The organism is Francisella persica ATCC VR-331 (genome assembly GCF_001653955.1).
GTDB classification, from domain to species: Bacteria; Pseudomonadota; Gammaproteobacteria; order Francisellales; family Francisellaceae; genus Francisella; species Francisella persica.
The window spans coordinates 872,165-898,726 of record NZ_CP013022.1 but is presented as its reverse complement, the minus strand read 5'-3'; the positions used below and the strand labels follow the sequence as shown (position 1 = coordinate 898,726).

Here is a 26,562-nt window from a genome sequence, read left to right as displayed (position 1 = left end):
ATTATCTTGCGAAATTTTTATTACACATACTTAGCAACAATATTGCTAATATTTTCTACAGTAAATCCAAAATGCTTAAATAAATCTTCAGCTGGTGCCGACTCACCAAATCTATAAATTCCTTTTACTTCTCCTCCAGCTTTTGGCATATATTTATACCATATATCAGGTTGTGCCATTTCAACAAAAACTGCGGGAATATCATCTTTTATTACTGATTTTTTATACTCTTTAGTTTGAGCAGCAAAAACTTCTACACAAGGTATAGAAGCAACATTTATCTTTATACCTTTCTTTTCAAATTCACTAGCCACATTGACAGCAAGCTCAACTTCAGATCCTGTCGCAACAAGAGTTAATTTAGTGTCAGCATAGTGTTTAACTAGATAGCCACCTTTAGCAATATTTGCAACTTGATGTTGTGATTGCACTATTGGCATTAAGTTTTGACGCGTTAATACCATTACGCTTGGAGTATCTTTTGATTTTACCGCTTGATGCCAAGCTATCATTGTCTCAACCGTATCAGCAGGTCGCCAAACATTAAGGTTAGGTATAAGTCTTAAGCTTGGAATATGTTCTATAGGCTGGTGTGTTGGTCCATCCTCACCTAAACCAATAGAGTCATGTGACATAACATGTACCACAGGCAGCTTCATCAATGCTGACATTCTTATAGCATTTCTTGAGTAATCGCTAAATACTAAGAATGTACCACCATAAGGTTTAATGCCACCATATAAACTTAGACCATTCATTATTGCAGCCATACCAAATTCTCTAACACCATAAGAAAGATAATTTGCACCTTCTTCAGTATTATTTAACCAGACTGAACCACTCCATTTAGTATTATTTGAGCTTGTCAAGTCAGCTGACCCACCAAACATCTCTGGCATATTCTTACATAAGACTTCAAGTGCCATTTGTGAAGCTTTACGTGTTGCCACTTTGATAGTGTTGCTTAATTGCGAAGCTATATAGTCATTAATAGCGGCTTCTAATTCGACAGGTAACTCTTTGTTTAAAATTCTTTCAAACTCTTTAAACTTAGGGCTATCTTTGAATAAATTCCATTGCTTTTGCCAATTTGCCTCTAAAGCTTGTCCTTTTTCCTTAGCATCCCAATATTTGTAAACATCTTGAGGTATTTCAAAAGCTTGATAATTCCAGTTAAGCTCTTTAGCAGCTGAAGCTCTTTCTTGTTCACTTAAAGGTGAACCATGCACAGAAGCAGTCCCAGCCTTCTCAGGTGAGCCAAAACCAATTACAGTTTTACAACAAATTAATGTTGGCTTTTGCTGCTGTGCGTGAGCTTCATTTATAGCTTTTTCTATCGCAGCAAAATCATGACCATCTACATTTTCTATAACATGCCAACCATAAGCCCTAAATCTCCCAGGCGTATTGTCACTAAACCAACCTCTAGTATCACCATCTATTGAAATATTATTATCATCCCAAAATGCTACTAATTTGTTTAGACCTAAAGTTCCTGCTAATGAGCATGCTTCATGCGAAATACCCTCCATTAAACATCCATCACCTAAAAATACATAAGTGTAATGATCTATAACTTTTAAATCTGTCGTATTGTATCTTTGAGATAAGAGTTTTTCACCTAAAGCCATACCAACAGCATTTGCCATTCCTTGACCTAGTGGTCCAGTTGTAGTTTCAACTCCTGGGGTATAGCCATACTCAGGATGTCCTGGAGTTTTTGAATGTAGCTGTCTGAATTTTTTAATATCATCAATAGATACATCGTATCCAGTTAGATGTAACAAAGAATATAAAAGCATTGAGCCGTGTCCATTTGAAAGAACAAATCTATCTCTATTTACCCAATATGGATTGTTAGGATTGTGCTTAAGAAACCTTGTCCAAAGCACTGTGGCAATATCAGCCATACCCATCGGCATTCCAGGATGCCCTGATTTAGCCTTGAGTGTTGCATCAATAGACAAAAACCTTATAGCATTTGAAAACTCGCGCGGAATAGATAAAGCCATTAGTAATTTAACCCTTAGTTACGTGATTGTTATTTTTTAAAAAAACTAGTATGATGATACAATAGAGTCTTTCATAAAACAAGAAATCTATATACAATAAAATTATTACTAACGAAATATCCCAGTAATAGTGAAGATGAAAGGTAAGCATAGTCAGATAAATTACTCAATGTTTGCCAAGCAAGAAAGAGAATTGAAAAATATTGAGATAACTATTGAGCAGCTTGACCAGATTTCTGATTTCATCATAGCTACTCCTCACACATTTATATGCTCATTTTCTTTTTTTGAAGAAAAAAGTCATGCTTGCATTAAATATTCAATCAAAAGCACATTACAACTTATTTGTCAAGAGTCTTTAGAGGTATTTGACCATGATTTTGACATAACAAATACTATAATAATTGCTGAGGATGACAGACTAGTAGAAGGTAGTCTTCATGAACCTTTTATATGTAAAAGTGCAATTATCGATCTAAAGGATGTAATTAAAGAAGAGATACTTTTAGACCTACCTTTAATACCAAAAAAAGATACAAGCACTTGTAAAAATACAAAAAAACATTCATACTATAGCGAGCAAGAAAATGTTATACAAGAGAAAAAGAATACTTTTGAGATTCTTAAAATACTCAAGTAGCATGGACTATTTAGAATTATAAAAAACACTAAGAGGTTATCTAAAATGGCTGTACAACAAAATAAAAAAAGCAGATCAAAGAGAGACATGAGAAGATCTCACGATTCTTTAATTACTCCTACTCTATCTACTGATAAATCAACAGGTGAACTACATTTAAGACATCATATATCACCTAATGGTTTCTATAAAGGTAGAAAAGTAGTAGAAACTAAATCTGAAGATTAATATTTCCCATCAACACTTTTAATCAGCTTATCTAAATAACAAGTTAATTTATTAATGATGAGCAATAGACAATTAGCGATATAGGAAGTTTTATCTATTATGGGTTACAAAATATCTATAGATGCAATGGGTGGAGATCACGGTTTTAATACTACTATCCCAGCGGCTCTTGAAGCAGTAAAAAAAGACTCTAATTTACAAATAGTATTAGTTGGAGATCATCATAAAGTTAAAAGAGCTTTAGACAGATATTCAAAAGTTAAGAAAATAAAACTACCAGTTTTACAAAGAATAGCTATTCATCATGCTAGCGAGACAGTTAGTATGGATGAATCACCATCTATTGCTGTTAGAAAGAAAAAAGATTCTTCTATGCGCGTAGCTATTAATCTTGTTAAAGATGGCACTGTTGATGCCTGCGTCAGTGCTGGTAACACTGGAGCGCTAATGGCTACATCAAAATTTGTATTAAAAACTATTAATGGCGTTGATCGCCCTGCTATTGTTTATGCATTACCCGCATTCAACAGAGAAACTAAACAGCTTAGTAAAACTTATATGCTTGACCTTGGTGCAAATGTGGTTTGTACATCAGAACAACTTTTCCAATTTGCAATCATGGGATCAATATTAGCAGCAAGTTCAAAAGGTGTTGCTGAACCTAGAGTTTCATTACTAAACATCGGTGAAGAAGAAATGAAAGGTCTAGATAATATCAAAAATGCTGCAAAGTTATTACAAGGTTGCGATTTTATTAATTATAATGGCTACATTGAAGGTAAATATATTTTTGATGATACCACTGATGTAATAGTCTGTGATGGCTTTGTTGGCAATGTTTCTCTAAAAACAATGGAAGGAAGTTTAAGGCTTATAGAGTCTCTTATTAAAAATACAATACAAGAAAGCTCCTGGCTAATGAAAGTTCCTATAATAATGGCATTACCAATATTCAAAAAAATGAAAAAAGGTATGAATCTTGATAGCTTTAATGGTGCATCACTACTAGGTTTAACTGGAATAGTGGTTAAAAGCCATGGTGGCGCAAGTGCTAATGCTTTTGAGACTGCGATCTATGAAGCTATCAAAGAAATTAAATACAATATTCCTAAAACAATTCAGGAATCTTTAGAAAAAGTTCTTTAATCTTTCTTATTCATGCTACAATAAATATCAAGCGAAAGTGCGGAAGCTTATGGTTTTTTGTTGTTAATCATAATTTAAAGTAGGTATAACTATATAATGTTTGCACAAATACTAAGTACTGGAAGTTACTTGCCTGAAAAAATATTAACTAATGAAGATATAAGTAAATTTGTTAATACTTCAAATGAGTGGATCAAACAAAGAGTCGGTATAGAAAGACGTCATTGCGCTAATGAAACAGAAACAACAAGCTATATGGCTACACAATCAGCTAAAAAAGCTCTTGAAGCAGCGCAACTAACTGCTAATGATATCGATACGATAATTGTTGCAACAAGTACCCCTGATTTTATAATGCCTTCAACAGCCTCGATGATTCATAAGAACCTACAAATAGATAATTTCAAGGTGCGCTGTTTTGATATTTCAGCTGCTTGTAGTGGATTTGTTTATGCTCTAGATATCGCTAAGCAGTACATAGAGACTGGTGTCTCAAAAAATATTCTCGTAATCGGTGCTGAAAAAATGACGCGTGTCTTAGATTGGAATGATCGCTCAACATGTGTACTTTTTGGTGATGGTGCTGGTGCTGTTGTAATTTCAACAAGCCAAGAAAAAAAGATATTATCATCTTTACTTTTCACAGATGGCTCGTGTTTGGATATGCTGAATGTCCCAAATAATTTACCAACTTCAAGAGGACAAAGCATAAATATTGATCCTTACTTAATAATGGAAGGTAATAAAGTTTTTAAATTTGCTGTTTCACGCTTATCTTCATTAGCTGATGAACTAATACAAGAAGCTAAAATAAAAGCTAGTGATATTGATTGGCTTGTACCTCATCAAGCAAACTATAGAATACTTAACTCAACTGCAAAAAAAATTGACATGCCAATGTCTAAAGTAGTCACAACACTACTAGACCATGGTAACACATCAGCAGCCTCTATCCCGTTGGCTTTAGATCATGCTGTAAGAACAAATCAAATCAAACCTGGCGATACAATCATCTCTGAAGCATTCGGAGCTGGATTTGTCTGGGGCGGTTTTATCGCAACAATATAACCTTTTATAAATTTATTATTTTTTAATAGCATAAAAAGAGGATTATTATGTCAAAAATAGCTATAGTTTTCCCTGGTCAAGGTTCACAAAAACTAGGAATGCTCCAAGATTATTATGAAAATTTTGAGACTTTTAGAAACATAGTCGATGCAGCTAAACAACATCTTAGTTATAACTTATGGAATATTATTCAAAATGACGAAGAAACTCTAAATAAAACTGAGTTTACTCAACCAGCATTACTTGCCACTAGTTACGCTATATATAAAGTCTTAAAAGAGCAAAAACCAATGTTAAAAGTAGAATACTTTGCTGGACATAGCTTAGGTGAGTATACTGCTCTACTGGCAGCTGGGTGCATTTCATACAAAGATGCTTTACAACTTGTTTCTAAACGCGGCAAATTAATGCAAAATGCTATTACTGACAAAGAATGTGCTATGAGTGCTATTCTAGGTTTATCTAGTGATGATGTAATTAAATGTTGTCAAGAAGCAGCTGATGCTGGTGTTGTTGAGGCTGCAAACTTTAACTCAACAGGACAAGTTGTTATCTCCGGTGAAAAAGCTGCTGTAGAGAAAGCTAATAAAATAGCAAAAGAAAAAGGTGCAAAACGTGCTCAGATACTTGCTGTTAGTGTACCTTCACACTGCTCTTTAATGAAAGATGCAGCAGATAAATTTGAAGCCGAGTTAAATAATGTAGAGTTCAAAAAGCCTACTACTGCTGTTGTACAAAATTTCGATGCTAAATCACATGCAAATCCAGTAGAAATAAAAACAGCCGTTATTAAACAACTATATAAGCCAGTACTTTGGACACAATCTGTCGAAAAGATTGTCAAACTTGGAGTCACAGAATTTATTGAATGTGGTCCTAACAAGGTTTTATCTGGACTAATCAAAAGAATAGATAAATCACTAGTTATAAAAGATACAAATAGTGTTGATAGCTTAGAAAATATTTAAAAGGAGATTAATAAATGTCTTTGAATGAAAAAGTTGCTCTGGTTACAGGTGCAAGTAGAGGTATAGGTTTTGAAGTTGCCCATGCATTAGCAAACAAAGGTGTTACTGTAATAGGTACTGCAACTAGTCAAGCTTCTGCGGAAAAATTTGAGAACTCAATGAAAGGAAAAGGAGTTAAAGTAAAAGGATTAGTCTTAAATTTAAATATTGAAAGTATTCAAAATTTCTTTGCTGAAATAAAAGCTGAGAACCTAGTAATAGATATTCTAGTCAATAATGCTGGTATCACTAGGGATAACTTAATGATGAGAATGTCAGAAGATGAATGGCAATCAGTTATAAATACTAACCTAAGCTCAATCTTTCGTATATCAAAAGAGTGTGTACGCGGTATGATGAAAAAAAGATGGGGCAGAATTATCTCTATAGGCTCTGTGGTTGGATCAGCTGGTAATCCAGGACAAACTAACTACTGCGCAGCTAAAGCAGGTGTAATAGGTTTCTCAAAATCTCTTGCTTACGAAGTTGCTAGCCGCAATATAACAGTAAACGTTGTAGCTCCTGGATTTATAGCTACAGATATGACTAATAAACTAACTAATGAGCAGAAATCTTTTATTGTTACTAAGATCCCTTCAGGACAGATGGGTGAACCAAAAGATATCGCTGCAGCAGTAGCTTTCTTAGCTTCTGAGGAGGCTAAATATATAACAGGACAAACTCTTCATGTTAATGGTGGTATGTATATGGCTTAAATTTTGCAAAATTATTGCAAAAATGATTAAAAAATAATATTATTGACACGGATAAGGTTTTTAAATTTTCAAAACTAAAAAATAAGAAGGAAAAAAAAATGAGCGCGAATGAAGTATATGCTAAAGTAAACTCTATCATAGTTGAGCAACTAGGTGTTAAAGAAGAAGATCTAAAACCAGAAGCTTCTTTCATCGATGATTTAGGTGCTGACTCTCTAGATACAGTTGAACTTGTAATGGCTCTAGAAGAAGAATTTGATACTGAGATTCCAGATGAAGATGCTGAGAAAATCAGAACTGTTAAAGATGTTTACGACTATATCGACTCTAAAGTAAACTAATCAAAATTAATCTCAAAGTCAGTATGAATGGCGTTTTCATACTTTTTTCTACAATGAATTATAAACAGGTTAATTTAAATTATGAAATCTAATCGTAGAGTAGTTGTTACTGGCTTAGGTATGGTAACACCTTTAGGAAATGATGTCCCTACAACTTGGGCTAATATCCTAGCTGGTAAAAGTGGTGTAGAAACTATAACTGGTTTTGATACTCCTGCTCCTGATATTAGCGAGTTTAAAGTTAGATTTGCAGCAAGAATTAAAAATTTTGATGTAGATGAACTGGTAGGTAAAAAAGACGCAAAGAGAGTGGATCCTTTCTGCTATTATGGTATTGCCGCTGCTAATGAAGCTCTTAAAGATGCTGGTATTGATAAAGTATCTGAAGAAGATTCATATAAGTTCGGGGTCTGTGTTAGTTCTGGTATTGGTGGCATCGAGACTTTAGAAACTACTAAAGCTATAATAGATACAAAAGGACCTTCAAAAATTTCGCCATTTTGTATTCCATCTTCAATCGTGAATATGCTATCTGGCATCATTTCAATAAATCATGGTTTACGTGGTCCGAATGTGCCAATCGTTACGGCTTGTACTACAGGTGCTCATAATATTGGTATGGCTGCTAGATTAATCGCTAGTGGTGATGCTGATGCTATGCTTGCTGGTGGTTCTGAAAAAGCAAGTAATGCGATAGGTATGGGGGGATTTGCTGCTGCTAGAGCATTATCAACGCGTAATAACGATCCACAAGGTGCTTCACGCCCTTGGGATAAAGACAGAGATGGCTTTGTGCTTGGTGATGGATCTGGTGTCATTGTCCTTGAAGAATATGAAAGAGCAAAAGCTCGTGGTGCTAAAATCTATGCAGAAGTTATAGGTTTTGGTATGTCTGCAGATGGTTATCATATGACTATGCCTTATGCTCCAGGACAAGAAAGATGTATTCAAAATGCTTTAGCTGATGCTGGGCTTGAAAATAACCCTGATGCAATAGATTATGTCAACGCACATGGTACTTCAACTCCACTAGGGGATGTTCAAGAGTCACAAGTTGTTGAAAAAGTAATTGGCCAATATAAAAAAGATTTAGTTATGAGTTCAACAAAATCAATGACTGGACACTTACTTGGTGCAGCTGGCGCTATTGAATCAATATTCAGTATACTGGCAATAAGAGATCAAGTAGCTCCACCTACAATCAATCTACATAATTTAGATGATGGTTGTAACTTAGATTATGCTGCAAATACTGCTAAGAAGATGAAAATTGATCATGTGCTTAATAATTCTTTTGGCTTTGGTGGCACAAATGGATCTGTAATTTTCAAAAAAATCTAAGTATTAGTAGCTTAATATTTAACTGATTTTCGATAAGCCACTAAATGTAGTTTTTTCGTAAAAAATAAGGAAAAATATATGCACATACATATCATTGATCTACACTACTTGGTTACACAAGAAGAGGTAGCCAAAATTAGACCATCACATAGAGATTTTTTTGGATATTGGTTATAACTAAGGAAATGATTTCTAGCATCTGGACCTAAAACATAAAAAAACAGGTAGTGTTATTATTGCGCGTGGGGATCTTTTAAAAGAGATCAAGGAATTTATCGAAGATGACACGTTTTATATCAAAAAATAGACAAAAATACCATTTCACTAGTTTTGATGCTATCAAACATATCCCAGAACTTGCTAAGCTTTAAATACTCCATACATCATCTCTCTTTTATTACCAAAGCCTTTATCTTTTTTTACTTCAAAACCATACTTCTGTAATGTTTTTCTTACTTTAGAACTGGCTGTAAAAGTTGCAAAGCTGCTGCCATTGTGGCAAAGTTTTGAAATACTCTCAAAAAGATTATCGCTCCACATACAACTATTTTTATTTGGTGTAAAACCATCAAGAAACCATGCATCTATAAATGGAAGGCTATAGTGATTAATATTATTAACATCGTCGATTATTAGCTTAAGGATAATATTATCAAACTCATAAATATTTAAACCATCAAGAGGATTATATTGCTCGAGAAAATTTTGATAACCATCTAACTCATCAAAACTCTTAAGTATTTCTCCAAGGTTATTTAGTGCTAAAGGAAACTTCTCAAATGAGATAAATTCTAGTTGAGAATCCTTGCAAGCATATTTATACCAAAGATTCATTGTCAGGATAAAATTAAGACCACTACCAAAACCTGCTTCACAAATTCTAAAGAATTGATTTTTTTGTAACTGAGAAAATCTATGTTGTAAATGATTATGTACTAAAAAATTGTAAATACTCTCATGTATACCAGATTGTGTTGAAAAATAAAAATCATTAAAAGATACTGACTTAGGTGTATTTTTTTCCCAAATTATTTTAGCAAATTCCATAATTATATAACTTTTATAATTAAGTATTTATTTGCATAAAGAATAACAAATTAGGATCTTGCTAAAAATAGCTGTATATGCAAAAATAGTGCTTTCATATACTCATAACTTAAACATGGAAAGTACAGTACACCATTCATCATCACTAAAAAATAAGCTTCTTATAACATTTATCTGTTACTTTTGTTATTTCTACACTGCAAATGTAGTGCTAGTGACAGGTGCGGTGATGCAGCCATTATCAAAATATTTTCATAACAGTAATATTGGCTTCGCTTTCACATTTATCAATGTTGCGATGTGGTTTGCAATATTGATTATAGGCATTTTAATGAATAGATTCTCTATAAAGTTATTACTAATTGCTGCGGTAGCGATAGGGATCGTATCATCATTAATCACTACTATAATCCCATCGATGTTTACTCTTAAAATACTACTTACTTGCGTTGGCATAACTGGTGGTCTTTTTATGGCTATTGCTAGCTATATGATTGTACATATGTACAATAACCATAAAATAAGAGCAATGAATGTAATTTTTACTGACTTTTTCTTTAGTTTTGGTGGAGCCTTAATACCAATATTCACTGCTTATCTAATCACCCAACACTTTGAATGGTATACTATTTATCTAATATTACAAATAACTGCGGCAATTACCTTAGTCTTAGTAATATTTTCAGATTTCACGATACTTAATCGCCACAACATTGCCAAAGAGATAAAACAAAGTTTAAATTTCTCAACATGGAATCTTAGCTTGTATTGTATCGCTTTTGCAGTCTTCTTATTCTTATTAGCTCAAATAACTATGACTAGCTATGCTCAATCATATTTCCAAGAAATACTTGGGTGGGGTACTATTGATGCAAACAAACCACTTTCTTATTTCTGGTCAGCACAATGCGTTGGCTTGTTTATTAGCCCAATAATAACTAGATTTATCCCATTAAAATACATCCTGCCAACATTCATGCTAGTTGGGCTAATTGCATTATTATGTATTTTATATATATCAAATATGGATACCATATTTAAGGCTGCAATTTTTTATGGACTATTTAACTGCTATATTTACGCTGGGCTACTAGCTTATGGAACATTTCAAATGGAAAATGCTCCACCAACTTTAATTACAACTATACTTCTATTTGGTACAACTGGAACAGCTCTTTCTACTACTACTGGAGCTTTTATAAAGCAATACTTTGGCTTAACTAGTGTAATGCATGCTATAGTAATCTTTTATATAATATCTTTCATACTTGTTATCTTAGCGGTTATTTTCTCAAAAAAGCAAAAGAATGCTTAGGCATTTGTATCAATTTTTACTAAAAAATCATATAAGTTTCTTTTTATTACAAGGTTACAAATCTATAATGGATAGCTATACAAAATTGTTTTAATTAAACTTATAAATAACTATTAAAACACTTAACTCAACCAGTAATTTTTGGCGTACTACTAGTGTGGCTATTCTTGCTGGTATTACATATTTTATCGCAAAGATTTCTGCTATTAAGGAACTTAGTATTAGTCCTTTATAGGAACATTTTTAGGTATGATTTTGACTCACACTCCTCCAATGAGCAAAATTATCCATAAGTGGAAAGAAGATATTGCTTTTAGTATCAAAAAAATTCTTAGATTTGCAATATTTTTTTATGGTTTTAACCTAACATTTTAGTTAATTACATCTGTCTGTTTAGCTGAGCTTTATGTATCAATAATCATGCTGATATCTACTTTAATAATAGGGTATTTAGGCATAAAAATATTTGGGCGCAAGATAGCTCAATTTTTGTAGCTGCTGGTAGTGGACCATAAGTCTACATACGAAAATTATCTACCTTGGTTTGCAATTGGTTTTATAACAGTCGCAGAAATTTAACTCTCTTGATCTTTCGCATTAGAGTAGCTGATTAAATTTTTACTAACTATGGGCGATGACGGTACTATAGAAACTCATGTATCTAAGTTTAAAGGATTAATAAATCACTCCTTCTTGCACTAACTAATCTTATTTGCTTAGTTACTCTTTTTAGTGGCATAGCTACCACTTAATGGTATAACTAGCATAATACTAATAGCTTATTTAAGCAAAGCTATCCTATTTTGAGACTAAATAATGTATTATATCTTAAAAATAATAATTTTGATAATATTTCAAAAATGAAACCTATTCTTAATGCTATAACAACTATTGCCAGAAAAGCTGGCAAAATTATTCTTCAAGCACAAAATGACCTAAGCTCTATCAAAATTTTTCAAAAGCTTGATAACACACCTGTATCAAATATTGATGTTGCTGTTGAGAACTTTATTATTGATAATATCAAAAAATCTGGTTTTAATGACTACTTCATATCTGAAGAGAACGGCGAGTTTGGTAACAAAGATAGTCGTTTTACTTGGATTATTGATCCAATAGATGGAACTAATAATTTTGTTCATGGTTTACCACACTGTTGTATATCAATTGCTGCTAAAAAAGATGATGAAATAGTTCTAGGTGTTATTTATAATCCTTTTTTAGATCTGATGTTTTGTGCCTACAAAGGACAAGGAGCTCTACTTAATGGTAAAAAGATAAGAGTTGCTCAAAGCCAAGATTTACAAAACACTTTGATTTCAGCATCATTAAAATATTCACGTAAAATATTTAAAGATAGCTATGTTGCAGAGCTAATTAAGCTTCATCAGGTAATATCAGGATATAGATATTCTGGAAGTATTGCTATGGATATGGCATACCTAGCAGCAGGATATATTGATGGTCTATGGGCATGTGGTGATGTAAAAGTATGGGATCTAGCTGCTGGATATGTAATTGTGAAAGAGGCAGGTGCTATAGTTACAGATATACATGGTACAAATAATATTAATACTGGTTTGATTATTGCTGGTAATAATAAAATCCAACCAAAGCTTATTAAGATTTTAGCAAAACACATAAAATAATGAATACCCGTGCTATTGCAGCTAAGACTATTTTAGATATTCTTGATAATAAATATTCTCTACTAACCGTTAAGCAAAAACTTCTTATCCATAACTTATCTGAGCAAGATAAATCTTTCGTTAAACTTTTGTGTTATGAGTTTTTCAGAAACTACTACTCTTTAGAAAATATAGCTGGTTTATATCTAAAACAAAAAACTAAAGTAAAAGTTAAAGTTTTAATAATGCTTGGAGCATTACAGATATTTGAAATCAAGCAGCCATACTACGCAATTATTAATGAGACTGTAACAGCTAGTAAAGATCTCAAAATTATATGGGCAAAGAAACTCATTAATAGAATACTAAGAGAAATTACCTATAATCTCAAGAATATAACTAACATCTATAATCAAAATAAAGCAATAGATATGCCCAAATGGCTTAGTGATACGCTTAAAAAGCAGTATCCTAAACAGTATCTAGCGATAGCTCAAGCAATTAATACAAAAGCTGATATGTTTATTCGTTTAAATCAAGCTAAAGATACTAAAAAAGTCTTAGATTATTTTGAGAAAAATAAAATAATATACTCTTTTACAGATCTAAAGGATTGTATAAAGCTTGATAAAGCTATCAATATAAAACACAATCATCTATTTCAACAAGGCTATTTTACAATACAGGATATCTCTGCACAGTATGCAGGCTATATTATCAAAGCTAAAAATGATGATAAGATTCTTGATGCTTGTGCTGCTCCTGGAGGTAAAACTTCACATATTTTAGAATGTGCTCCACAAGCTGATATTACTGCTATAGATATTATTGATAAGCGTTTAGAGCTTCTTAAAGAAAACTTAACTAGGTTATCTAAAAATAATAATGTTAATGTTTTCAAACACGATTTGACTCTACCTCTAGTTGGAAAATTTAATAAAATTATCCTTGATGCTCCATGCTCTGCCCTAGGAACTTTAAGGCGAAACCCTGACATCAAAGTACTAAGAAAGCCAAAGGATATTCAAGCTATCAAAATATTACAAAGTAAAATTTTAGCTAACTTATGGCATAATAACCTCAACAATAATGGTTACTTACTATATATCACCTGTTCAATATTAGCAGAAGAAAATCAACAACAAATAAAAGACTTTTTAGCTAAAAATAGCGATGCTGAAATTATTGATATAGACATCCTTGAAAAATATAAAATTAATTGCGGATATCAAATACTACCATCTCAACAAAGTAGTGATGGCTTTTATTATTGTTTACTTAAGAAAAATTCTTGTTCTTAGCAGCAATTTTTTGAGCTATTTCTTGAGGAATACCGGAAAGCTTTAACTTATTTATATGATACTGCGAAGAGAAAATAATATCTTCTATTCTATCTTCGATAATAAATCCAATCGATGTATAAAAAGCTAAAGTTTGGATATTTGCACTGTATACATATGCAGTATCAACACTATAATTCTCTAGCAAATATTTAAGCATAAAGCTTCTAAGACCTTTACCTAAAAACCTCGACTCAACAGTTGAAAATAATATCTCATTATCTTTTATACACGAGAACCCAATGACTTGACCTTCTACCGTTAATACAAAGCTTTTAAATGCTGGATCATTAAGGTATTTATCTACCACTAGCTTTCCTTGATTATTTATCTCATTAGTAGTAAAAAACTGACAATTGTTCAATAAATACTCTGACCATATATATACTATATCCTCAAAATCTTTAGCTGTGGCTTCTCTTATTTCCATATCAATCCTTTAGTTGTTTAAATGCTTTAATACAAGTATCTCTTTGATAGATTCTATTCCAAACTACTAAAGTTGTAAACTATTATTAGACACCACTTTTAAAAAGCTTTGTAATTAAATTTATCATCTAATGATAAATTACTTGGGTGTAACCCATGACTGTTCCTGAGGAACTTTTAAACCATATTCAGTATAAAAATCAAGCCAATACTGAGATGTGCACTATTATCAGCCACAATTTAAGCTATATATTGTGTAAAGTATTCTGAATTACTTGTAGGATTTAAAGCTACATGAATTAATTCTGAACAGTAAAGCTCACCTTTTGTATCGAGCAAAAATAAATAATTATAAGCAAAACCTATAAATTACTTAGCATTAGTAATCACAGTTTCTAAAAAGAATAATACTTTCTGATACGCGTGCAACTAGAGTTTTTTTACTTAATATTTATTATAACTTAGCCTGTATAATTCCTGCGACTGTCACAGCTTAAATAATTTGGCTATCACCAATATAATAAAGCACAATGATAATAACTATAACCTCCAAAACCAATAGATAAACTTGAAATATCCTTTTCAGCATCATCAACTATAAAGATTACATCACTTTTTATTATTAATAATTCATAGTAAATCTTGTAGATTGTCTTCAAGAATAACTTCTACACCTAAGTCTTGGGCCTTTGTAAGTTTGCTACCAGCACTACCACCACAAATAACCATATCAGTTTTCTTAGAAACACTTGAAGTAACTGTTGCTCCCATAGATTTTAGCAGCTGTGTAAGCTCAGTACGATTATAATTGTTAAAAGTGCCTGTAATTACTACTGTTTTACCAGCAAAATTAGTATTATGATTTTGATCTAGTGGTTGAGGGTTTTGTATCTCAATCCCAATATTTAGAAGTTCTTCTACAATCTTAATATTTAAACAATTTTGCCAAAATGAAACAATATTATTAGCCATAATCTCACCAATATCATTAATTTCTATAAGCTCAGCAAAACTAGCTTGGCGAAAAATTTGTAAACTACCGAAGTGATTTGCTAAAGCCTCTGATGATACTTCTCCGATATCTTTGATTCCAATAGCAAAAATAAATTTTGCTAAGCTTGGAGTTTTGCTTTTTGTGATAGAGTCTAGGACATTTTGCGATGATTTAGCACCCATCCTCTCTAAATTAAATAACTGCTCAAAACTAAGCTTATAAATATCAGCCGGATATTTGATTAAATCTGCAGCAACGAGCTGTTCGATAAGCTTAGTACCAAGCTTATCTATATCCATAGCTTTGCGCGATACAAAATGCTTAAGTCTCTCTGTAGTCTGTGCCTGACAATGCCAGCCACCTGTACAACGATGTATAGCTTGATCATTGATATTTTCAATTGCTGAGTTACATACTGGACAACTTTTTGGCATCTCGACTATCTGTGCATCAGGCTTACGATATTTAGCTAAACTTTTAACAACCTCTGGAATTACATCTCCTGCCCTACGCACTATTACTCTATCACCAATACGGATATCTTTATGTCTTATTTCATTAATGTTGTGTAATGTAGCATTTGAAACTATAACACCACCAACTGCTACTGGTTTAAGTCTTGCAACTGGAGTAATAGCCCCAGTTCTACCTACCTGAAACTCTACATTTAGAACTTCTGACTCAACTTCTTCAGCTGGAAATTTATATGCTACAGCCCACTTTGGTCCCCTAGCTGTATAACCAATAGTATCTTGTAGCTTAATATTATTGACTTTAAAAACCAGACCATCAATATCATAAGCTAAATCAGCACGCTGATGACTCATATTACGATGATACTCTTCAACTTCTGCAAAATTTTTTGCCAAAAACATATTATCACTAATTGTAAAACCAAAACTTTGTAACAGCTGCATTAGCTCAAACTGAGTTTGAGGGTAAGAAAAGTCTTTTGAAAAATAACCTATACCATAGGTATAAAGCTTAAGTGGTCGTTTTGCAACAATTCGAGAATCAAGCATACGAATACTACCAGCAGCAGCATTACGCGGGTTTGCAAAAGTCTTATTCTCATGTGCCCCCATATACTCATTAAGTTCTAAAAAACTTTGCTTATCTAAGATAATCTCGCCACGTACTTCTAGTTCTTGTGATGGATTTGGAGTATTTAGTTTAAGTGGGACATTACGAATAGTTTTGACATTTTCGGAAACTTTTTCACCTTTGATACCATCTCCACGTGTTACAGCATAAGCAAACTCACCATTTTTATAAAAAATACTAATAGCTAGCCCATCCATTTTAGGCTCACATTCAAGCTCAACATCATATTCTATTTTGTCATAAAAATTACGCAGCTCATCAAGACTAAAGACATTTGTTAGAGATGTCATTTTCTTTTTATGCGTGATAGTTTCAAATGCTGCTAAAACCTCACCACCAATACGATCTAGTACCGAATTTATGGGTTTAAATTCAGGATTGTCATCTACTAAATCTTGAAGTAATCTAAATAGCTTATCGTATTCCGAATCAGAAATAACTGGCTTATCCAAAGTATGGTACAAGTGGCTGTGTTGACTAAGATAATCAGCTAATTTGTCTATGTAAGCCTTTAATTCTACTTTAGCTAAAATACCATAATTTATAGAAAAAAAATCATTCGGAGTCATTATGAAAATGAATGTCTTAAATAATTATTTTATAGCAGTTATTTTATACTAATTTAGTTGCTTTTGCATAAGAGAAAACCTTTAAAAATTACAATCTTTTGTCAAACTATTATTTCTTTTAAAAGACTATAAAATCATCTTAAAAATTATTGATATTGCTGTTAAAAAAAGTATTTAGTGATATTTTATAAATCGACATTACACAAATAAATCCGTATACACAAGCTAGTAACAATACTTGTACTTTGCAAAAATATTGACCTAGTTTGCTAGGCAATAATAACATTTTTTGTTTAATAAAAATGGATTTGATTTATGTAACAGGTACCTAGATATGTTATTGTTGGCAACAGCAATGTAGCAGCAAATACGTGCTACTATTTTGAATGCTTAAAATTATATTTTAAACAGTGGTCACGAAATGATTCGTTAGTTAGTCTTGATAATCTACTAAATAATACAACTCATGTTTTAGTTTTAATCAAAAATGTGCTAAGACACAAAGTTTTATACAAAAGCATCTCTTAAATAGATTAAGTAAGTTAATAGTAGTTCATTCATAACTTTTGAATATCGAAAATGCTTATTCAGCTCACCCTTTATAGAGTTTTCTAAACAAGTGTTTCTATTCGTTAGCCAAGTATAAATCTATCACTTTTATATCACTCTTAGTAAGCTTTTACCTATGCTACCTGATACTAATTTCTATTATAGTAAATATGACAAAACTTATTATCATGAGCTATGTACTTTAGCTAACAATATAATAACATTAATTTGGCAAAAATTTTACTCTGAAATGGAGAAATCGCTTTGATATAAAAGCAGACTATCTAACACCTTTCTTAGAAACCACATTTTTAAAAAAATCTAGAAATCATCACCAACAAACTAAAGCCTCGAGATCTTTTTGTAGTGTGATGTCATCACCATCGCGCGATTGGTCCAAACAAAGCATGATATGATTTTGTTTGATATTTTTAAAGCGATTGTTAACCATCATTTAAGGAGAAAAGATAAAATCTATTCTAACTTCAAAAGAGCTAGCTAATCGAGAAAAGATATCAATGATCATATGTTATTATTACACTTTAGCTAAAATTAAATACTATTTATATAGATTGTATTCTTGTTGGTAATAGTTGTGATATAGTATTACTTGGTAAAAAATACCACATATACAACTCTCTAGCTGATATACAGTTTTATGACTCAAGCAGTAAGCTAATGGAGCTACAGATAAGCTTGTAATTGCTGATTGACCATTTATGAACGTCAATCATGAGAAACAACTATGAAACTGTAACAACATTGATACAGTCAGGAGCTCATGCTACCAAATTTGATAGTGCAGCAGGAAAATCAGATAATAAAAATCCCGACTTATAGGTATTGGTGCTGGTGTATAGATAATATAGTCAGATTTTGGTACTCCAAGGTATGCTGAGTATGAACCACTGGCCTTCAACCAAAGTTTGTTAAGAAATATGTAGATGCCTCAAAGTCATTTTCTGGTACTATATAAATACATATGTTAAAGAAATAAAAGACAATATCTTCCCTACTAAGGAGCATAGTTATGATTATTACTAATAATATCCAACAATTTCGTTCAATAAGAAATAGTCTTATCAAACAACAAAAAATAGGTTTTGTACCTACAATGGGAGCTTTACATAATGGTCATGTTAGCTTAATCAACAAAGCTAAAGCAGAAAATGATGTAATTATCGTAAGTATATTTGTAAATCCAACACAGTTTAATAATCAATATGATTACCAAACATACCCTAATCAGTTACAGCAAGATATACAAATACTAGAGTCACTAGATGTTGATGTATTATTTAACCCAAGTGAAAAAGATATCTACCCAGATGGTAACCTGCTGAAAATAGAACCTGAGCTTGCAATAGCTAATATTTTCGAAGGTAAAACTAGACTTAGACACTTTAGTAGGATATTGATTGTTGTGTTAAAACTCCTACAAATAACCAAGTCTGATAATTTATATTTAGGTGAAAAAGACTACCAACAACTCATTCCAATTAAACAGCTTATAAAAGATTTTTTTATTGATACTAAAGTTATTAATTGTCCTACACAAAGAGAACCATCTGGCTTACCACTTAGCTCTAGAAATAAAAATCTCTTAGCAACAGATATAGAAAATTTTGCTAAAGCAGCTTATAAAATCCTAAAACAATATGATTTCTCAAACTTAGAAAATCTTATCGACAAAATTAAAGCTACTGGGCAAAACCGAAGTATACAGATGATTTAGATAAGAGAATATTTTTAGCATTTTTATATTGGCAAAGTACGTTTAATTGATAATTTCTTAAAGGAGATCTGACCATAATGTTAATTTCAGTTTTAAAATCAAAACTCTCATACGCTACTGTTACTGGCAAAGATTTATTTTATGTTGGCAACATAACTATTGATAGTTAGATAATGAAACAAGCAAATATTATTGAAGATGAAAAAGTCTAATTAGTAAACATAAACAATGGCGAGTGTCTTGAAACCTATGTAATAAAAGGTCAAACTAGTAGTAAAAACTATTGCATTAAAGAGAAAGTGTGAAATAGGTGATCAATTTTTTATAATCACTTATACACAGATTTATCCTACTAATAAAGTAATAAAACCTAAACTTGTTGATCTAAAAACTGGAGAATAACAAATGATAGTATGTATAGATATTGGTAATACGCATATATTTGGTGGAATCTTTATAGGAGATCAAATCAAATATAATTTTAGGTATCCATCAACTACACCTTGTACTTCTGATACTTTAGGTATATTTTTACTTTCATTTTTTGAGAGAAAAAAACTTAATGTAGAAGTTATCGAAGCAGTTGTGCTTTCATCGGTGGTTCCACACTTAGAATATTCAGTTAACTCAGCGTGTAAAAAGTATTTAGATATAACTCCACTTGAGCTTAAACCTGGGATAAAAACAGGATTAAAGCTTGATATCAAAAACCCTCTAGATTTAGGTGCAGATAGGGTTGCAAACTCAGTTGCAGCTATTTCTCATTTTCCATCGAGAAATATTATTATTGTCGACTTTGGTACAGCAACAACTATTTGTGCTATTTCAGAAAATAAAGTCTATATCGGTGGTGCGATCTTACCAGGTATTAATCTTTCAATGGAAAGCTTATCACAAAAAACTGCAAAACTATCTAATGTGACTATCTCTCACCCTAGTTCAGCTCTAGGTAAGACAACTATCACACAAATCCAGTCAGGGCTAATATACGGTCAGATAGGTGCTGTTAAAGAAATTATTAGTAGAATTTCTCAAGAAAGTTTTGCAGACAAAAAACCAATATTAATAGCAACAGGAGGCTATGCTCATTTGTTTGAACAAGAGCAATACTTTGACATTATTATCACTGATCTATTATTACATGGTCTAAGAATAATTTGGGATATGAATAAATAATGTATCCAAATATCCAATGTAGGTTATATTGCGTTATTTTCTAATAAGGTAGCTATCCATCTCTATATGAGGTGTTAGAATTAGAATTCTTGAACAAGATTTTAATAACAAAAAGCTCATAGTATCGTTTTTGATATAGCTAGAGATAAAGCAGTAATCTATGTCCCAAAAAATAAAGATAGAGAACAACTTCTAAAATGATTTTGCATTAGCCATTAATAATATTGATGGTGAGTATGTAACAGAGGTATATACAGGTAGTAGCTATAAAGAGATGAGTCTAATTGCTAGAATATTCTAAATTTGTCACCTGTCTGTAATCAAAGCTCTAACTATAGAGATTTATAGTGGCTTCCTACTATACAGCTCTTGGTGTACCTCAAGCAATCAAATGCTGTTATAAATACAAATTTAGTTCATTAGCTTATAGTTGTATTAGTATTCAAGGACTTGGTAAAGTAGAACTAAATCTACTTAAACTAATCAAACAACAATTACCTAATGGTATAACCTTAATACTATAGATATCACTATTTATAGATGCCAATTAACGCAAAATACTTATATAAATGTTAATGTTGTCTCTGTATATCAAATTCCTAGTACATCTTTACATTTAATCTCAAGCAAAACTTATAAAACACTAAAATATTTGTTAGTGCTGCAAATAACCCTTTTAAGAACCTCCAAACCCAGAAAATATTTAATGATAATAATACGCGCTAGTTTTACATGATTATATCGTTAATACAGGATGACTAAGTAAGCTGTGTATATCAATATCATCTGATATCTCAACAAAAGTATCTTGAAAAAATATATCAAATAGATCTAAATACTGAGATGTACATTAACAATAATCAAGCTCAACACAATCATTAACTAAATCAGCTATATTTGAATATCTACAAATTGATTTTTGTATTATCGCATTTAGATTATGATACTGACTAATAATTGTTAACCTATATTTAGCTCGTGTAATAGCTGTATACAATAGCTGTTTACTTAGAGCCTCATTATCTTCTGCCGGAAGTATTACCACCAACTCATCAAACTCTGAGCCTTGAGTTTTATGGATTGTCATAGCATAAACACTCTCATATTTAGGTAATATATTAAGGTTAAAAGCTTTATATTGTTTACCATCAAAATATGCGCGAAGCTTACCAGTAGCATCTGGCCAGATAATCCCAACATCACCATTAAACAAACCAAGTGAATAGCTATTCTGAGTTATCATAATCGGTTTGCCTTTGTAATTAGAGTCTATTGTTTTACCAATTAGCTTTTCTATCTTTTGATTTAGCTTATCAGTGCCGATTTCTAAGTTTTTATTTGCTACAAGTACTCTAAACTTACTTAGCTCAACCAAAGCTTGTTTATAGTCATGACATTTCTCTAATTGTTTATATTTATCTGCATATACTTTTAGGCAACTAGTTAAACTTTTTAGATCATAAAAGCTTATGCTATTATCATTTTGATATTTTTGTCGATCTATATAACCAGATAATACATCATTAGCAAGGTTATTTATATACTGTTGTGAACGATAATTTTTGAGCAGTTGTGTTGTATAAGCTGTAATAGTTGTATCACTAGCAACTGTGAAATTAGCTAGAAGACTACCTGCTTCTACCGAAGGTAACTGATTAGCATCACCAATTAAAACCAACTTAGTATTCTCAGCAATAGCACGTATTAATTTGATAAAAATATTAATATCAAGCATCGAAGCTTCATCAATAATAATTAGATCATAAGGAGCTTTTGACTGTTGATTATATTTAATATAGTTTGAATTTGGTCGTAAGCCTAAAAAACGGTGAATAGTCTGCCCTTCTAGCTTATATAAAACATCAATAATATCGTCAATATCCAAATCTTTGGCATTAATATTTTTAATGGTTGATCTTAAAGATTCTGTTATACGCTGAGCAGCCCTACCTGTAGGAGCTAGAAGTGCTATTCTCTGTTGATTTTGATTAAGCATTTGTGTAGCTAGCAAAAGTTTGGCAACTGTAGTTGTTTTACCAGTACCTGGCCCCCCAAAAATAATACTAAAATCATAACTTAGACTTTTGATAACCGCTTGTTTTTGCCAGTCAATCTCATTACTTGGTTCAAAGAGCTGAGCTACAAGTTGATTAATTTGATTAATATCTACGGTATTTATAGCTGTCTTTTGCCTAATAAACTTAGCTATTTCATTCTCATATATCCATAATTTCTTGATATATAAAGAGTTATATTTTTTAGCAAAGTGAATAGGTAGTTTTGTATAATCCAAAGACTCTAGAATAGTTATAATTTCTTGGTAACTTGGTAGCTTAAAGCCTACTTTATTTTGATATTTGTCACAAGCAAAAATAGCCTTGTCAGCCAAGTTGCTTATTTTTATACAACTATAACCATGATTATAAGCTGACATAAGCTCGATTAGAAGGTGAAATAGAGTATCTCTAACAGAACTATTTCTAGAACTAGTTTGTAAATTAATTAACTCTAGGACCTCTCTAGCAAAGAAAAAATCTACAGCTTTGATACTTGCTAGTTTCTCACTAGCTTCACGGAAGGTTTTATACATTTCCACCTCCATTAAACAAGTTAATTAAGATGTTAATAATCTCTAAGGGTGGTCTTGCTTGATAGACTCCAAATCCCTCTTTCATACCACGAAGATAAAAATAATATACTCCACCAAAATGCTTTTCATAACTATAATCTTGAATATTTTGTTGCAAATATTTATCTAGAGCAACACTATATATCAAGTATTGCAAGTCATATAAACTACTTTGATTTTTTTCTTGCATAGCTTGTTGATTATAGTCTTCTAGTTTATCACCAAGATAGTTTGACTTATAATCAGCAACATAATATTTACCGTTATGCTCAAAAATTAAGTCTATAAAACCATGTAACATACCAAAGATTTTAGTATTTGATATATTGTTTAAATCAAGATTAATAGATTGTGTAGTCAAGTCTGATGGAATGACATGTATTGTTTTACGATATTTTTCTAGAACTTTAATAATATGAGTTTTATAAAGTTTCTCATTTGTCACTGGGAAGTAAAATTCTGTTTCTTTTAATGTTTTTGAATTTAGAATATCTTTTAGACAGAAACTAGTCTTTGTGTCATTCTCTATATCTATATAATTAACTGGAGCTTCTAAACATTCTTCTAGCCATGCTTTTAAAGCACTAAAATCTTCTGCAGCAACAACCTTATATCTAGCGACTTGCTCTTGTAAAAGAATATCATCAATTTGTCCACTGCTAAAATCTGTATGCTCTAAAACATTATGTAAAATATTACCAATATCAGCTCCCTTTGAAGCTGTAAATCTAAATTCTAATTTTTTATCTAAATCTTGAGTTTTATCATCAGCTGATTCATCATTTTCTTTCTCTAAAGCTGCATTTTGAGTTTTTGATTTGGATATTTTTGAGAAAGATAACATCTCCCAATTATCATTTTCTAAACTGCTAATATAATTTGCTTTCAAAGCGTTATAATCAAGCGCTTCGACTTCGCAATGTGATTTTTTTAATCTAATATTTTGAGTATCTGCAACATTTATTAGTAAACTTTCATTATCTGAATTAGATGTAATTTTTTGTATTTTTTCTAGCCAATTATCATCTTTTTTATAGCCTAAAAATTGTGCTAATGGTGACTTTTCACTATTACGATATTTTGCCACTCCTATATAACATCGATGCTCAGCACGAGTAACTGCGACATAAAATAATCTCATTAGCTCTTCAATAGTTTCTTTTTCAACAGCCTTTTTTATAGCTTCATTATTACCAAGCTTATAAACAGTTTGCTTTAAATTGCTATCATAATATTTATCTATTTTAAACTTTGCATGACTTATATAACTTGCAAATGGTATAAATACAACCGAATACTCAAGTCCTTTTGAGCTATAAATTGTAATTATCTTGATAAGATTATCATCGCTTTCTAATCTTAACTCAGCTTCACTACTAGCAGTATTTTTGAGTTGTTGACGATACCATTTAATTAGTTGATTTGGATGTTTATATTTATTCTCAGCTGCTTTTATAAGCTCCGCTAGATGTAAAATGTTTGTAATAGTTCGTTCTTTAGAGTCATCTCTTTGAGTAAAGCTCTCATGTATAACCTGTATTATAAATGTCATAAAGCCATATTTATGCCATTTGCTGCGTAATTCTTTGGTTTTTTCTATTTGCTCACCCCAAGCTGATATATCGTCTTCGGCAAGATATTTAAGCATTTTTTCTGCAGTACCACCAAGTAAACTAGTTGATAGAGCCTTTTTTAAAAGAGATTTATTCTCAAGATCATTGATACCTTCCATAAGGGTTAATATCTCTTTAGCCTCTTGACTATGATAGACATTATCTCTTTGGCTTAAATAAACTGAACTAAGATTTTGCTGGCGTAATGCTTGCTGAATAGTTTTTGCTTGAGTGCTATTCTCTACAAGTATTGCAATATCATTTTCTGTTATCTTTTTTAAATTTAATAATCTAACAATCTCATTTGCTGTCCATGCAGATAATTTTGTATCAATATCGTTTTTGTTATCATCTTCTTCAACTTGATAATAAAAATAATTTATCGGCTTAAGGTTATCTTCAAAGTCTCGTGCTTTTTCATCAGCATTTGATGAGGCTTTGACAGTCTGATAATCAATACTCTGACTAAAGATATCTTTACCAATAACACCTTCTTCTTGATAATCTTCGGTATAAAAAAGACGATTGTATGCTTTTATCATTTTTCTAGTAGATCGCCAGTTTGTATCCATACTCCATTGATTCTCTGTAGGGCAACTATTCTTAGCTTTTAGATATGTAAAAATATCACCACCTCTAAAGCCATAAATAGCCTGTTTTGGATCACCTATCATAAGTAACAATAATTCATCTATTCCCCTTTGGTACGAAAGGGTGGCAGTCGTAGACTGACTAGGTAGTTTATTGCTTTGTGGGTAAATAGTATCTAATATCTCATATTGCTGGGCATCTGTATCTTGAAATTCGTCTATAAGAGCAACTGGATATTGAATTCGTAGAGTTTTGACTAAATCAGGTGATTTTTTGACACTTTGGCAAAGCTTAGTGATTAAATCATCAAAGTCTAAGACACCTTTTTGCTCTTTAGCTTTTGTAAAATCTTGGCGAATTCGTAGGCAGGCTTGTTGAATAAATCTAGCTGCTTCAAACTGTTTTTTATATTCTTCTAAATCTTTTATATCTGAATATTTATCTTTTAAAGCTTTAATTTCTTCAAAAGTTTCTATTAATTGTTCTTTTTGTTCATGGCGAGAATATCTTTTACCATTAATGAAGTCATAAACATCTTTAGGCATCAAGCTTAATTTACTATCATTAGCCCAGCTTTCTATAGTCTGCCATTCTTCAATTCTTTTTACCTTATCTTTATGCTTAATAACAAGGTTATCAAAAATAAAAGCCTTATTAGTTTCTAAATTATCAAAAACCTGCTTTTTCTCTTTTATTAATTTGTTAACTTCCTGCTCAAAACTATCGACCAAAATCTCATAATTAGACCTAATAAAATTTAGCAAACCATTCCTACCCAAAAATTTCTCTGGTGTATGGAAACTGTAAGCTTTTAGATACTCAAAATTAGTCTGGTTTTTATTGATATTTTTTCTAAAAAAATCCTCAACTACTTTTTGTAAAATATCATAAGTATCAACCTCCATAGATACATCCATCTCTATACCACTAGCAAATGCTTGTTCACTTAGAATCTTTTTACAAAAACCATGCATTGTGAAAATAGCTGCCTCATCTATCTCAAGCAATGCTCTTTTTAGGTGCTTGTAATTTTCATCACCTTTTTGAATTAGTGTTTCTTGACCTGCTATCGAAACTTTAACTTGCTTATCTTTAGATACATCATATAATGCATCTCTAATCTTAGCTTCAACCCTACCGATAATCTCTTGTGTAGCATCTTTGGTAAATGTCATTACAAGAATTTGGCTTGGTAACAACTGTTTTTCTAGTAGCAAGCGAATATATATCTCTGTGATATTATAAGTCTTACCCGTACCAGCACTTGCCTCGATGATGTGGCGACCTTGTAAAGGTATTGTTTTTGCATCTAGGTTTTTCATTATTATTTTTTAATCCTATTAA

Annotated in this window: 19 protein-coding genes and 7 pseudogenes; 19 read left to right on the top strand and 7 right to left on the bottom strand. The window is 31.6% G+C overall.

Annotated features, from left to right (window positions below):
- Positions 1-20 precede the first annotated feature (20 nt).
- Positions 21-2,012 carry a transketolase gene (tkt, locus tag FSC845_RS04075; RefSeq protein WP_064460833.1) on the bottom strand — a complete coding sequence of 664 codons (1,992 nt, stop codon included), beginning with the start codon at positions 2,010-2,012 and terminating at the stop codon, positions 21-23.
- A gap of 136 nt (positions 2,013-2,148) precedes the next feature.
- Between tkt and FSC845_RS04070 the strand changes: the two genes are divergently transcribed.
- The 9 genes and pseudogenes from FSC845_RS04070 (at position 2,149) to FSC845_RS09675 (ending at position 8,870) form a co-directional block, all read left to right on the top strand.
- Positions 2,149-2,652: a YceD family protein gene (locus FSC845_RS04070; protein ID WP_064460832.1), complete on the top strand. Its 504-nt coding sequence runs from the start codon at positions 2,149-2,151 to the stop codon at positions 2,650-2,652.
- A gap of 45 nt (positions 2,653-2,697) precedes the next feature.
- Positions 2,698-2,880 carry a 50S ribosomal protein L32 gene (gene rpmF / locus FSC845_RS04065; protein WP_064460831.1) on the top strand — a complete coding sequence of 61 codons (183 nt, stop codon included), beginning with the start codon at positions 2,698-2,700 and terminating at the stop codon, positions 2,878-2,880.
- A gap of 99 nt (positions 2,881-2,979) precedes the next feature.
- Positions 2,980-4,026 carry a phosphate acyltransferase PlsX gene (plsX, locus tag FSC845_RS04060; protein ID WP_064460830.1) on the top strand — a complete coding sequence of 349 codons (1,047 nt, stop codon included), beginning with the start codon at positions 2,980-2,982 and terminating at the stop codon, positions 4,024-4,026.
- A gap of 96 nt (positions 4,027-4,122) precedes the next feature.
- Positions 4,123-5,094, top strand: a complete 972-nt coding sequence (locus FSC845_RS04055) for a beta-ketoacyl-ACP synthase III (RefSeq protein ID WP_064460829.1) — start codon at positions 4,123-4,125, stop codon at positions 5,092-5,094.
- A gap of 47 nt (positions 5,095-5,141) precedes the next feature.
- On the top strand, positions 5,142-6,062 hold the full coding sequence (gene fabD, locus FSC845_RS04050; protein WP_064460828.1) for an ACP S-malonyltransferase: 921 nt from the start codon (positions 5,142-5,144) through the stop codon (positions 6,060-6,062).
- Between the two features lie 14 nt (positions 6,063-6,076).
- Positions 6,077-6,817, top strand: coding sequence for a 3-oxoacyl-ACP reductase FabG (fabG, locus tag FSC845_RS04045; protein WP_064460827.1), 741 nt, complete (start codon positions 6,077-6,079; stop codon positions 6,815-6,817).
- A gap of 98 nt (positions 6,818-6,915) precedes the next feature.
- Positions 6,916-7,158 carry an acyl carrier protein gene (gene acpP, locus FSC845_RS04040; RefSeq protein WP_004287370.1) on the top strand — a complete coding sequence of 81 codons (243 nt, stop codon included), beginning with the start codon at positions 6,916-6,918 and terminating at the stop codon, positions 7,156-7,158.
- A gap of 81 nt (positions 7,159-7,239) precedes the next feature.
- Positions 7,240-8,499 (top strand): beta-ketoacyl-ACP synthase II, encoded by a 1,260-nt coding sequence (fabF, locus tag FSC845_RS04035; RefSeq protein WP_064460826.1) that lies wholly within the window; start codon positions 7,240-7,242, stop codon positions 8,497-8,499.
- A gap of 78 nt (positions 8,500-8,577) precedes the next feature.
- Positions 8,578-8,870 (top strand): annotated as a pseudogene (locus FSC845_RS09675) (YciI family protein).
- On the opposite strand, the gene mnmD reads toward FSC845_RS09675, so the two are convergent.
- Complete coding sequence (gene mnmD / locus FSC845_RS04030; RefSeq protein ID WP_064460825.1) at positions 8,860-9,546, bottom strand: tRNA (5-methylaminomethyl-2-thiouridine)(34)-methyltransferase MnmD; 687 nt, start codon at positions 9,544-9,546, stop codon at positions 8,860-8,862. The pseudogene FSC845_RS09675 and the gene mnmD sit on opposite strands and share 11 nt — an antisense overlap.
- 115 nt (positions 9,547-9,661) lie before the next feature.
- Here mnmD and tsgA point away from each other — a divergent pair, with 115 nt between their 5' ends.
- The 4 genes and pseudogenes from tsgA to rsmB all read left to right on the top strand — a co-directional run bounded on the left by tsgA (position 9,662) and on the right by rsmB (position 13,790).
- Positions 9,662-10,861, top strand: a complete 1,200-nt coding sequence (gene tsgA / locus FSC845_RS04025) for an MFS transporter TsgA (protein ID WP_082343481.1) — start codon at positions 9,662-9,664, stop codon at positions 10,859-10,861.
- 137 nt (positions 10,862-10,998) lie between these two features.
- Positions 10,999-11,367: pseudogene (locus tag FSC845_RS09670) on the top strand (putative sulfate exporter family transporter); the annotation flags it as partial.
- Positions 11,368-11,721: 354 nt separating this feature from the next.
- The gene (locus FSC845_RS04020) at positions 11,722-12,510 is read left to right on the top strand and encodes an inositol monophosphatase family protein (RefSeq protein WP_064461728.1); all 789 of its coding nucleotides are present in this window, start codon (positions 11,722-11,724) and stop codon (positions 12,508-12,510) included.
- Positions 12,510-13,790, top strand: coding sequence for a 16S rRNA (cytosine(967)-C(5))-methyltransferase RsmB (gene rsmB, locus FSC845_RS04015; RefSeq protein ID WP_064460823.1), 1,281 nt, complete (start codon positions 12,510-12,512; stop codon positions 13,788-13,790). Before FSC845_RS04020 ends, rsmB begins: the two co-directional genes overlap by 1 nt.
- On the opposite strand, the gene FSC845_RS04010 is transcribed toward rsmB, so the two are convergent.
- The 3 genes and pseudogenes from FSC845_RS04010 to ligA form a co-directional block, all read right to left on the bottom strand.
- Positions 13,768-14,259, bottom strand: a complete 492-nt coding sequence (locus FSC845_RS04010; protein ID WP_064460822.1) for a GNAT family N-acetyltransferase — start codon at positions 14,257-14,259, stop codon at positions 13,768-13,770. The genes rsmB and FSC845_RS04010 overlap by 23 nt on opposite strands.
- A gap of 98 nt (positions 14,260-14,357) precedes the next feature.
- Positions 14,358-14,881 (bottom strand): annotated as a pseudogene (locus FSC845_RS09665) (YiiX/YebB-like N1pC/P60 family cysteine hydrolase).
- Positions 14,882-14,888: 7 nt separating this feature from the next.
- Complete coding sequence (gene ligA, locus FSC845_RS04000) at positions 14,889-16,925, bottom strand: NAD-dependent DNA ligase LigA (protein WP_064460821.1); 2,037 nt, start codon at positions 16,923-16,925, stop codon at positions 14,889-14,891.
- A 339-nt stretch (positions 16,926-17,264) separates the two neighbouring features.
- Here ligA and FSC845_RS09660 point away from each other — a divergent pair.
- The 6 genes and pseudogenes from FSC845_RS09660 (at position 17,265) to FSC845_RS07820 (ending at position 20,909) form a co-directional block, all read left to right on the top strand.
- A pseudogene (locus FSC845_RS09660) lies at positions 17,265-17,976 on the top strand (2-dehydropantoate 2-reductase PanG).
- Positions 17,942-18,518, top strand: a pseudogene (locus FSC845_RS07235) (3-methyl-2-oxobutanoate hydroxymethyltransferase). Before FSC845_RS09660 ends, FSC845_RS07235 begins: the two co-directional pseudogenes overlap by 35 nt.
- Positions 18,505-19,281, top strand: a pseudogene (gene panC, locus FSC845_RS03990) (pantoate--beta-alanine ligase). Before FSC845_RS07235 ends, panC begins: the two co-directional pseudogenes overlap by 14 nt.
- A 5-nt stretch (positions 19,282-19,286) precedes the next feature.
- A pseudogene (locus FSC845_RS03985) lies at positions 19,287-19,611 on the top strand (aspartate 1-decarboxylase).
- Positions 19,612-19,614: 3 nt separating this feature from the next.
- A complete protein-coding gene (locus FSC845_RS03980; RefSeq protein WP_064460820.1) occupies positions 19,615-20,385 on the top strand; it encodes a type III pantothenate kinase in 771 nt (256 codons plus the stop codon).
- A gap of 347 nt (positions 20,386-20,732) precedes the next feature.
- Positions 20,733-20,909, top strand: a complete 177-nt coding sequence (locus tag FSC845_RS07820; protein ID WP_156507918.1) for a Rossmann-fold NAD(P)-binding domain-containing protein — start codon at positions 20,733-20,735, stop codon at positions 20,907-20,909.
- Positions 20,910-21,235: 326 nt separating this feature from the next.
- On the opposite strand, the gene recD is transcribed toward FSC845_RS07820, so the two are convergent.
- Together recD and recB are read right to left on the bottom strand one after the other, a co-directional pair.
- On the bottom strand, positions 21,236-22,975 hold the full coding sequence (recD, locus tag FSC845_RS03975) for an exodeoxyribonuclease V subunit alpha (RefSeq protein ID WP_064460819.1): 1,740 nt from the start codon (positions 22,973-22,975) through the stop codon (positions 21,236-21,238).
- Entirely contained in the window at positions 22,968-26,540 is a 3,573-nt protein-coding gene (gene recB, locus FSC845_RS03970) for an exodeoxyribonuclease V subunit beta (protein WP_064460818.1), read from the bottom strand. The genes recD and recB overlap by 8 nt, the downstream gene beginning before the upstream one ends.
- Positions 26,541-26,562 lie beyond the last annotated feature (22 nt).